The sequence below is a fragment of the Roseovarius dicentrarchi genome, assembly GCF_003316635.1.
Taxonomy (GTDB): domain Bacteria; phylum Pseudomonadota; class Alphaproteobacteria; order Rhodobacterales; family Rhodobacteraceae; genus Roseovarius; species Roseovarius dicentrarchi.
In genome coordinates, this window is sequence record NZ_QNQP01000023.1 from 43413 (window position 1) to 52441 (window position 9029).

General features: G+C 61.0%; 10 protein-coding genes. 4 read left to right on the plus strand and 6 right to left on the minus strand.

Annotated features, from left to right (window positions below; all coding sequences use genetic code 11):
- Positions 1-40: 40 nt before the first annotated feature.
- The 3 genes from DQ230_RS14285 to DQ230_RS14295 are packed head-to-tail and all read right to left on the minus strand — an operon-like array spanning position 41 to position 2566.
- Positions 41-1612, minus strand: a complete 1572-nt coding sequence (locus tag DQ230_RS14285) for a GMC family oxidoreductase (protein ID WP_113913287.1) — start codon at positions 1610-1612, stop codon at positions 41-43.
- Between the two features lie 16 nt (positions 1613-1628).
- Positions 1629-2144, minus strand: a complete 516-nt coding sequence (locus tag DQ230_RS14290) for a Twin-arginine translocation pathway signal (protein WP_113913288.1) — start codon at positions 2142-2144, stop codon at positions 1629-1631.
- A 26-nt stretch (positions 2145-2170) separates the two neighbouring features.
- The gene (locus tag DQ230_RS14295) at positions 2171-2566 is read right to left on the minus strand and encodes a VOC family protein (protein WP_113913289.1); all 396 of its coding nucleotides are present in this window, start codon (positions 2564-2566) and stop codon (positions 2171-2173) included.
- A gap of 307 nt (positions 2567-2873) precedes the next feature.
- Between DQ230_RS14295 and DQ230_RS14300 the strand changes: the two genes are divergently transcribed.
- Positions 2874-3578: a corrinoid protein gene (locus DQ230_RS14300; RefSeq protein WP_113913290.1), complete on the plus strand. Its 705-nt coding sequence runs from the start codon at positions 2874-2876 to the stop codon at positions 3576-3578.
- A gap of 109 nt (positions 3579-3687) precedes the next feature.
- Positions 3688-4359 carry a DUF1638 domain-containing protein gene (locus tag DQ230_RS14305; RefSeq protein ID WP_113913291.1) on the plus strand — a complete coding sequence of 224 codons (672 nt, stop codon included), beginning with the start codon at positions 3688-3690 and terminating at the stop codon, positions 4357-4359.
- An 85-nt stretch (positions 4360-4444) separates the two neighbouring features.
- Here DQ230_RS14305 and grxD read toward each other — a convergent pair whose 3' ends face one another.
- From grxD to DQ230_RS14320, 3 genes are all read right to left on the minus strand, one after another.
- A complete protein-coding gene (gene grxD, locus DQ230_RS14310; protein ID WP_113913292.1) occupies positions 4445-4807 on the minus strand; it encodes a Grx4 family monothiol glutaredoxin in 363 nt (120 codons plus the stop codon).
- 63 nt (positions 4808-4870) lie between these two features.
- Complete coding sequence (locus tag DQ230_RS14315; RefSeq protein ID WP_113913293.1) at positions 4871-5107, minus strand: BolA/IbaG family iron-sulfur metabolism protein; 237 nt, start codon at positions 5105-5107, stop codon at positions 4871-4873.
- A gap of 88 nt (positions 5108-5195) precedes the next feature.
- On the minus strand, positions 5196-5744 hold the full coding sequence (locus tag DQ230_RS14320) for a type III secretion system chaperone (RefSeq protein WP_113913294.1): 549 nt from the start codon (positions 5742-5744) through the stop codon (positions 5196-5198).
- 184 nt (positions 5745-5928) lie between these two features.
- Here DQ230_RS14320 and DQ230_RS14325 point away from each other — a divergent pair, with 184 nt between their 5' ends.
- Together DQ230_RS14325 and DQ230_RS14330 are read left to right on the plus strand one after the other, a co-directional pair.
- On the plus strand, positions 5929-6876 hold the full coding sequence (locus tag DQ230_RS14325) for a glycosyltransferase family 2 protein (protein ID WP_113913295.1): 948 nt from the start codon (positions 5929-5931) through the stop codon (positions 6874-6876).
- A 211-nt stretch (positions 6877-7087) separates the two neighbouring features.
- Complete coding sequence (locus DQ230_RS14330) at positions 7088-8698, plus strand: DEAD/DEAH box helicase (protein WP_113913296.1); 1611 nt, start codon at positions 7088-7090, stop codon at positions 8696-8698.
- The last annotated feature ends 331 nt before the right edge of the window (positions 8699-9029 follow it).

Consider the following 9029-nt stretch of genomic DNA (forward strand, 5'->3'; position numbering starts at 1 on the left):
GCAGCCCCCGGCACGGCGCCGGGGGCGGTGTTTCAAGCTGTCAGAGGTTGCCCTGGCTCATCTGGCTTTCGATATGATCGGCCTGCCGGATCGCCAGCGCCACGATGGTCAGCGTCGGATTCTCCGCCGCGCCAGAGGTGAATTGCGAGCCATCCGAGACGAACAGATTCGCAATGTCATGCGACTGCCCCCAGCGGTTGACCACGCCATCCTGCGCCTTCTCCGACATCCGGTTCGTGCCCAGATTATGCGTTGACGGGTATGGCGGCGTCGGCAACGTGCGCGTCGCGCCCATCGCGTCATACATCGCCTGCCCCTGCTGATAGGCATGGGCGCGCATCGCCTTGTCATTGGCGTGGTCCGAATAATGCACGTTCGGCACCGGCTGGCCATGCTGATCGGTGACATCCGTGTTCAGCGTGATCCGGTTGCTCTCCTGCAGCATATCCTCGCCGACGATCCACATCCCTGCCATGTTTTCATAATGATCCAGCGCCGTGGTAAATTCGCGGCCCCAGCCACCCGGATCAAGGAACGCAGCCATGAACGGCAGACCCAAGGACAACGTCTCCAGCTCGTACCCGCCGACGAAACCCCGGCTGGGATCGTGCCGCGCCTCGTCCTGAACGATGCCGGCCATGGTGGTGCCACGCCACATCTTCACCGGCTTGTCAAAGATACCGTAAACCGACCCGGTCAGGTGCCGCATATAGTTGCGCCCCACCTGGCCTGAGCTGTTGGCCAGCCCGTCGGGAAACATCGAACTGGCCGAATTGAGCAGCAGACGCGGGCTTTCGATCGAGTTGCCCGCCACGCAGACGATGCGCGCCTTCTGCATATGCTGGTTGCCATCCGCATCGACATAGACAACGCCCGTCACCTTGCCGGCCTCATTATGCTCGATCTTCAGCACATGCGCCTTTTCGCGCACCTCCAGATTGCCGGTCGCCTCACCTGCCGGAATATCCGTATAGGCCGAGGACCATTTCGCGCCCCATTTGCAGCCCTGAAAGCAGAACCCCGTCTGCTGGCAGGCCGGACGGTCCGCAGTATCGGCCGAGTTGATCGCCATCCGCCCCGTGCTGACCTCCTTGTAGCCCAGCGCCCGCGCGCCCGCCTCGAACACCTTGTAATTGTTGCTGCCGGGCAGGCCCGCATTGCCATTGGTGCGCGTGACGTTCAGCTTCTTCTCGGCCTTGTCGTAATAGGGCGCCAGCTCGGCCCCATCTATCGGCCAGTCCAAAAGGTTCGCACCCTCAACCGCGCCGTAATTGGTCAGGGGCTTCCACTCATGCTCCTGAAAACGCAGCGATGCCCCCGCCCAATGGGTCGTGGTGCCGCCCACTGCCTTGACGATCCACGCGGGCAGGCCCGAGAAATCATTGGCGACGCGCCAATCGCCCGACGTGGTGCGCCCGTCCAGCCAGGCCAGCTGTCCAAAGCTTTCCCATTCGTCGTTAACGTAATCTTCGGGCAGATACCGCCCGCCCGCCTCCAGCGCGACCACGCTGATGCCCTTCTGCGCCAGTTCATTGGCCAGAACCCCGCCGCCGGCGCCGGTTCCGATAATAACGACAACACTGTCGTCGGTGAGCTCAAATGGTGCCGTCATGGTGCCAGTCCCCCCTTTAAATCCAGTTAATGTCGTCGAAGCCGCGGTTGATATACCCGCCATGGCTATAGCTTTCGCCCTCATAGCCGAAGATCGGCCAGATCGCCTTTTGGTTATACAGCCCCGTCACCAGACCGCCGCGCACCTTCTGGAAAAACGCGGTATCCTCCATCCCGCGCAGGATCGCGACGCGGTCCTTTTCCCAACCGGTTTTCAGATAGCTGTCAAAGCCAGCCTCGCGCGCCGCCGCGTCCAGCGCGGCAATTCCGGCCTCGGTCTCGTCCACAGCCTCGGGCACGTCGTAGCCTTTAACCGCGATGACATAATATTCGTCGCCCACCTGATCATGCGGATAGATATCGCGCGCCATCTGGATCAGCGTCGCCATGGCTTCGGGCTTCAGCGCGTCCATGGTGGTGGCCCAGGCCCCATCCTTGCCCGCGATGAACCCCGGCCCCACGACCAGCGCCGCCCCCGCCGCCACGCTGCGCGACAACAGCTGCCGCCGCGTCATGTTTTTAAGCTTTTTCATCCTTCCATTCCTCCCTGAATGGGCCGCTATTGATAGCGGCCGTGCTTTTGCAAAACTTCTATTTCGTACCCATCGGGATCCTTCACAAAGAAGAACCGCGCCAGCAAAGCGCCGTCGCGGTTGAAATCCACAATCTTGCGCGGCTCCAGCCCTGCCGCCTCGAACCGGGCATGCTCTGCCTCCAGATCGTCAACGCAGACGGCCAGATGCCCGTACCCATCGCCCAGATCATAGGGCTCGGTGCGGCCCTTGTTGATCGTCAGCTCAACCTCGAAAGGCGCCTCGGTGTTGCTCAGATAAACCAGCGTGAAATTGTCGAAATCCAGTCGCTGGGCCACCTCCAGCCCCAGTGCGGTCTTATAGAACGCAACCGATCGCGCCTCGTCCAGAACCCGGATCATCGAATGTATTGCCTTGGCCATGTCGCCTCCTGTTTAGTGATCTCATATTTACGGTAATGCGAAAGAAACGCTGGCAGGTATTATGTGACTACTACCGCGATATCCCGGCCATCGTTTCGCGCCTTGGCATGCCTCGGCCATCGCCGCTGCCGCGCTGTCATGCTACGCCAATTTCGGCAGTTTGCATGCGTATTTTAGCACGGCAAGTCGGTTCAGACCCGGCCAATGTCGCAATTCGCCAAGTGCCTGCGCCGTAAATTGGCGATTAACAAGACAGGTAAACATCGCAGGCCGCCTTGTGTCCTGCACTATTGCAAGGGTTCGCACCATGTCCGACGACCAAGACGACATCATCCTGTCCGAACTGGACGACGACGAACTGGTTCAACAAATGTTTGACGACCTCTATGACGGCCTGCGGGACGAAATCATGGAAGGCGTCAACATCTTGCTGGAACGCGGCTGGGCGCCCTATGACATCCTGACCAAGGCGCTTGTCGGCGGCATGACCATCGTCGGCAAGGATTTCCGCGACGGTATCCTGTTCGTGCCCGAAGTGTTGCTGGCCGCCAACGCGATGAAGGGCGGCATGTTCATTCTCAAGCCGCTTCTGGCCGAAACCGGCGCGCCCCGCGTGGGCAAGATGGTGATCGGAACGGTCAAGGGCGACATCCACGATATCGGCAAGAACCTTGTCGGCATGATGATGGAAGGCGCCGGCTTCGAGGTGGTCGATCTGGGCATCAACAATTCGGTCGAAAAATATCTGGACGCGCTCGATGCTGAAACCCCCGATATCCTGGGCATGTCCGCCCTGCTGACAACGACAATGCCCTACATGAAGGTCGTCATCGACACGATGATCGAACAGGGCATCCGCGACGATTACATCGTGCTGGTCGGCGGCGCCCCCCTGAACGAGGAATTTGGCAAGGCCATCGGTGCCGACGCCTATTGCCGCGATGCCGCCGTCGCGGTGGAAACGGCCAAGGAATTCGTCGGCCGCAAGCACAATCAGGGCGTCACTGCCTGATCTGCGGCTCCGCGCCGGACTGCATGATACAGACGGCGGGGCCATCATCGGCCCCGTCTTCATTTCCGGCGGGTGGCCCCTCCCCCGCGCAAGCTGAAAAGGCGCAGACATGACTGATCTTCCGCCCGATCGCGTCCTGACCGAAATTGGCATGACAGCGCCGGCCGCTACCGCGGACAAGGGCACGGGCACGGGCCAAATCCTGCTCATCGCCTGCGGCGCTCTGGCGCGCGAGATCCTCGCGCTGATCCGGCTGAACGGCTGGGATCACATGACACTGATCTGCCTGCCCGCCAATCTGCACCTCTACCCGGACCGAATCGCAGACGCGGTCGAGGCAACGGTGATCAAAAACCGCGACCATTATACTCAGATATTTATCGCCTACGCCGATTGCGGCACCGGCGGCCTGCTCCGTGACAGATGCGACGCGCTTGGCGTCGACATGATCCAGGGGCCCCATTGCTACAGCTTTTTCGAGGGCAATGACGCCTTCGCCCTGCATGATGACGAAATCACCGCCTTCTACCTGACGGATTTTCTGGTCCGCCAATTCGACGCGTTTGTCTGGAAACCGATGGGTCTGGACCGCCACCCCGAACTGCGCGACATGATTTTCGGCAATTACACGAAACTGGTCTATCAGGCCCAGACAGACAATGCCGCCCTGCGCGCCAAAGCCGAAGAGTGCGCCCGCCGCCTCGGCCTCGACTACGAATATCGTTTTACCGGCTACGGCGAGCTGACCACCGCCTTGACAGACGTCGCACAAAAAAATTAGGCGCCCCGCTTGCACGGCACGCCCTGTTTTTTCTTGGTCTGAAATACCCAAATCCCAGCGCCGCAGCGAACGCGGCGCTCAAGAGTTACGCGTTGGCTTCGCGAATCTTATCCGCAGCAGCCTTGTCATAGGTGACGCCATTTTGCTCCAACAGCGTGTCCAGCTCGCCCGACAGCGTCATCTCGGTGATGATATCGCAACCGCCGACAAACTCGCCCTTGACGTAAAGCTGCGGAATCGTCGGCCAGTCGGAATAATCCTTGATCCCCTGCCGGATGCCCTCATCCTCCAGCACATTCACATCGGCATAATCGATGCCCATGAAATTCAGAACGCCGGCCACGCGGCTTGAAAACCCGCATTGCGGCATTTCCTTGGTGCCTTTCATGAACAGGACCACGTCCTTGGCTTTGACGGTCTCTTCGATACGTGTCTTTGCGTCAGTCATGTCTTGTCCTCATCAGTCTCTGGGTTGAACGCCGGTTCAAATTCTCATGCGCAGATAGGCGGATCAGTCAGGTGCGCGGGTGGTCAGCGCCAGCGCGTGCAACTCGCCCGCAGGTCCGTCCATCTTGCCCTTGAGCGCGGCATAGACGGCGCGTTGCTGCTGCACACGGTTCATGCCCTTGAACGATGGATCAACGACCTCGGCCGCGAAATGCGCGCCGTCGTTGCCTTGCACGCTTATGCGGGCATCGGGAAACGCTTCGCGGATCATCGCTTCGATATCGGTTGCGAGAATGGCCATGGGTGCCCTCCTGAACAGCGGTTCATACCGATGTAGAGGCCCGCCCGCCCAAGCGCAAGATGCCCGGCGCGCCAAACAGCACCGCGCGCTACAAATCCTCGCCCAGGCGCAGCAATTCCTCCAGAAGATCGTCTTGCAGGCGCGTGCTGTCCCCACCGCCGAATTGCAGGCCACCGCCTGAATACAGCGTGCCGTGTGTACGCGCCAGCATGACAGCCTGCGCAACCCCTTCGATCAGGCGGATCTTGTCCAGACAGCGCAGCGGATGTGCGAAAACCGACCAGACCAGCCCCTGCGCAATCGCGTAGCGCCCATCCTGCGCGCTGTCGAAATTGGCCTGAAGCATGCGTTCTAATTCGGCGCGCCCCATGTCGCCTGCACGGCCGATCGGCACCATGGCCCGCATGCGCCCGGCCGTGGCATCGGCCGTCAGCAACATCACTTGCCCGCCCACATTCAGGCGCCAGCCCCGGCCATGCCGAACGCCATCGGGATCCAGCGTGACCGCGATCTCGCCCAACCGGGCCAGTGACATCGACGGCGGGTCCATGACGCACGCCGCAGACTGCCCGGACGCCATGCCGGACCCGCCAAGAATAGCGCAAAGGGTGAGTATCACCGTGATTGTGCGCCGCATATCGCTTCCTCGCTTCGGTGCTTGAGCGGACACTGCCATTTATGATGTGCGTTCACCAACACCTTGTGTAAAATTTTACCCAAATTATTCGCCAATCGGACAAATCCAAACCACGGTCAGCTGGCTTGCGCCTCTGCATGCGCCGCGCCATTGTGCGGAGGTGTAACCGGTATGGGCGGGCAACATGCAGCAATCGACCAAATGGGGCCTGGTCTCCACGATCAAGGCAGACGCCGAGACGATCCTGAACTTTGCCGCGCATCATCTGGAGATAGGCGCACACCGCATCCACATCTATCTGGACGCAGATTGCCCTGACGCGCGCACCGCCTTGGACGCGCATCCCCGCTGCACCGTCACCCTGACCGATGATGCCTATTGGTCCAGACGCCGCGCGCGCCCGGACGCCCATCAGGCGCGCCAGACGGCCAACGCCACCCGCGCCTATCGCCGCCGTCCGGGGGTGGATTGGTTGGGCCATGTCGACGTCGATGAATTCCTCTGCCCGTCAACTCCATTCGCGGCGCAGCTGGCTGCCCTGCCCGAAGACGCCCGCACCGCCCGCGTCCGTCCGATCGAGGCATTGGCAAGCACCGCAGACGACCCCGCCGACGCCACCTGGTTCAAGGCATGCCACCCGCGGCAATCCCCCCGCAACGCACAGACCGAAGAGATTTATCCGACCTTCGGCGCGCTGCTGAATGGCGGGTTTCTCAGCCATGTGGCTGGCAAGATCTTTGTGCGCACCGGGCAGCAGAATCTGAGCCTTCGCATTCACAATGCATTCGATGGTGACGGACAGATCCCGAACAGGCACGATCTGGACCAGACCCTGCTGTGCCATTTTCACGCGCATAGCTGGGACACCTGGCAGCGCGCCTACCGCTACCGGCTGCACAGCGGCTCCTACCGCGCGGGGCTGAAAGGCCCGGACAGCGTGCCGATGACCATGAACGCGCTGTTCAATGCCATTGAATCCGAAGGCGGCGTGCCTGCCCTGCGCAGGTTCTATGATGAGGTCTGCACCGCCACGCCCGCCCTCCGCGCGCGCCTTGCCGCCCATAACCTGCTGCACCGGGTCGATCTGAACCTGGATGCCAAACGCGCCAAACATTTCCCGCACCACGCCTGAGCCGGGCGCCCGACTTTTCGCGAAAAATCGCCCACCGCCCAGATCAGAATACACCGTATTGTTCATGGTTCGGGCCATTTGATTGACCATGCCCCCGTATTTGGGGTATGGCACCGGTGGGCGTCCCTACATGCGGAGAACCGCAGGGTCGTACGGACCCGGACCCAATCAGTCGTACGGGCCTCGTTGCGTCCGTAAACCACGGATACACATGACAAAATTTTCCGATCTTAATCTGAACCCGAAGGTTCTGAAAGCTGTCGAAGAGACAGGCTATACCATGCCGACCCCGATTCAGGCAGGGGCGATTCCCCCCGCTCTCGCTGGGCGTGACGTCTTGGGCATTGCCCAGACCGGCACCGGCAAGACGGCGGGTTTTGTTCTGCCCATGCTGTCGCTTCTGGCCCGTGGCCGCGCCCGCGCGCGCATGCCGCGCAGTCTGGTCCTGTGCCCGACCCGCGAATTGGCCGCGCAAGTGGCCGAGAATTTCGACACCTACTCCAAGCATCTGAAACTGACCAAGGCCCTCCTGATCGGCGGCGTCAGCTTCAAGGAGCAGGACAAGCTGATCGACAAGGGTGTTGACGTGCTGATCGCCACGCCCGGCCGTCTTCTGGACCATTTCGAGCGTGGCAAGCTGCTGCTGACCGGCGTTCAGATCATGGTCGTGGACGAGGCGGACCGCATGCTTGACATGGGGTTCATCCCCGATATCGAGCGCATCTTCAGCCTGACGCCCTTCACCCGCCAGACTCTGTTCTTCTCGGCCACCATGGCGCCGGAAATCGAACGCATCACCAACACCTTCCTCAGCTCGCCCGAGCGCGTTGAAGTGGCCCGTCAGGCCAGCGCCAGCGAGACGATCGAACAAGGCGTTGTCATGCTCAAAGCCTCGCGCCGCGACCGCGAGGCCAGCGAGAAACGTCAGGTTCTGCGCATGATGATCGACGCCGAAGGCGACAAACTGACCAACGCCATCGTGTTTTGCAACCGCAAGATCGATGTCGACACAGTCTCCAAGTCATTGAAAAAGCACGGCCATGACGCGGCCCCGATCCACGGCGATCTGGACCAGAGCCAGCGCACGCGTACGTTGGACGGCTTCCGCGCCGGTGATCTGCGCGTGCTCGTGGCCTCGGACGTGGCCGCACGCGGTCTTGACGTTCCGGCCGTCAGCCATGTTTTCAACTTTGACGTGCCGTCCCATCCCGAGGATTACGTGCACCGCATCGGCCGGACAGGACGCGCTGGCCGCGACGGCAAGGCAATGATGATCTGCACGCCCAAAGACGAAAAGAACATGACCGCGATCGAGACGCTGATTCAGCGCGAGATCCCGCGCCTGGAAAACCCGCTGGGCACCAGCGATGCACCGGCCGCACAGCCAGATGCGGATGCCGCCGCCAAGGCAGAAACGCCCAAGCCGCGCCGGACGCGCAGCCGCAAAACCTCCAGCTCCGCAGCGAAATCGTCCGATACTTCAGAAGCTGAATCACCTGCGGCAGATACGCGTCCCGACGCCGCTTCGGCTGAGCAGTCCACCGCGCCGGTGGCCGCAGCAAAAGCAGAAGCGTCTTCCACAACGCAGGGCGAGTCGTCAAGCGAGCCGTTGAAATCCGCTCCTCAGTCTGAGCCGCGCAAAGATGATTCCTCCCAGCAGGACAGTAAGTCCAGCCGCTCGCGCAGTCGCGGCGGGCGCGGACGTTCGGGCGGCGGCAATGGAAACGGCAACGGAAACGGCAACGGCGAGAAAGTGGTCGGAATGGGCGATCATCTGCCCAGCTTCATCGCGCTGAGCTTTGAAGATCGCCGCACGGGATAAAGCTGCTCCCGCCAGGGGTGCGTGGCTTGCTTGAAATTATCCTCGTTTGATTTCAAGTGACTACATTGATGTTCAAGATCCCCCGTCCGGGAGGCAATATCCCTTCCGGGCGTCGTTTTTTCTGTTTTCGAGCGTTGAACAAAACATGACGATCGTGTCTTCCAAAGGCACGCTCATCCGTCTGCGAAATAGTGCAAGCGCATCTGTGTTGATTGTCATTGAGAACTGACCCGGCATTTTCATCGAGATCTGACCCACCCAGTCGTTATGATCTGCTGATTATGATGGCGTCAATGCTGTTGCCTCCTTTCGCTTTTTCTTCGCTGTTTCG

Excerpts from the sequence above, each read along its gene's own strand:
- DQ230_RS14295 (WP_113913289.1), bottom strand. The coding sequence starts at position 2,566 with ATGGCCAAGGCAATACATTCGATGATCCGGGTTCTGGACGAGGCGCGA.
- grxD (WP_113913292.1), bottom strand. The coding sequence starts at position 4,807 with ATGACTGACGCAAAGACACGTATCGAAGAGACCGTCAAAGCCAAGGAC.
- DQ230_RS14290 (WP_113913288.1), bottom strand. The coding sequence starts at position 2,144 with ATGAAAAAGCTTAAAAACATGACGCGGCGGCAGCTGTTGTCGCGCAGC.
- DQ230_RS14315 (WP_113913293.1), bottom strand. The coding sequence starts at position 5,107 with ATGGCCATTCTCGCAACCGATATCGAAGCGATGATCCGCGAAGCGTTT.
- DQ230_RS14320 (WP_113913294.1), bottom strand. The coding sequence starts at position 5,744 with ATGCGGCGCACAATCACGGTGATACTCACCCTTTGCGCTATTCTTGGC.
- DQ230_RS14285 (WP_113913287.1), bottom strand. The coding sequence starts at position 1,612 with ATGACGGCACCATTTGAGCTCACCGACGACAGTGTTGTCGTTATTATC.
- DQ230_RS14325 (WP_113913295.1), top strand. The coding sequence starts at position 5,929 with ATGCAGCAATCGACCAAATGGGGCCTGGTCTCCACGATCAAGGCAGAC.
- DQ230_RS14330 (WP_113913296.1), top strand. The coding sequence starts at position 7,088 with ATGACAAAATTTTCCGATCTTAATCTGAACCCGAAGGTTCTGAAAGCT.
- DQ230_RS14300 (WP_113913290.1), top strand. The coding sequence starts at position 2,874 with ATGTCCGACGACCAAGACGACATCATCCTGTCCGAACTGGACGACGAC.
- DQ230_RS14305 (WP_113913291.1), top strand. The coding sequence starts at position 3,688 with ATGACTGATCTTCCGCCCGATCGCGTCCTGACCGAAATTGGCATGACA.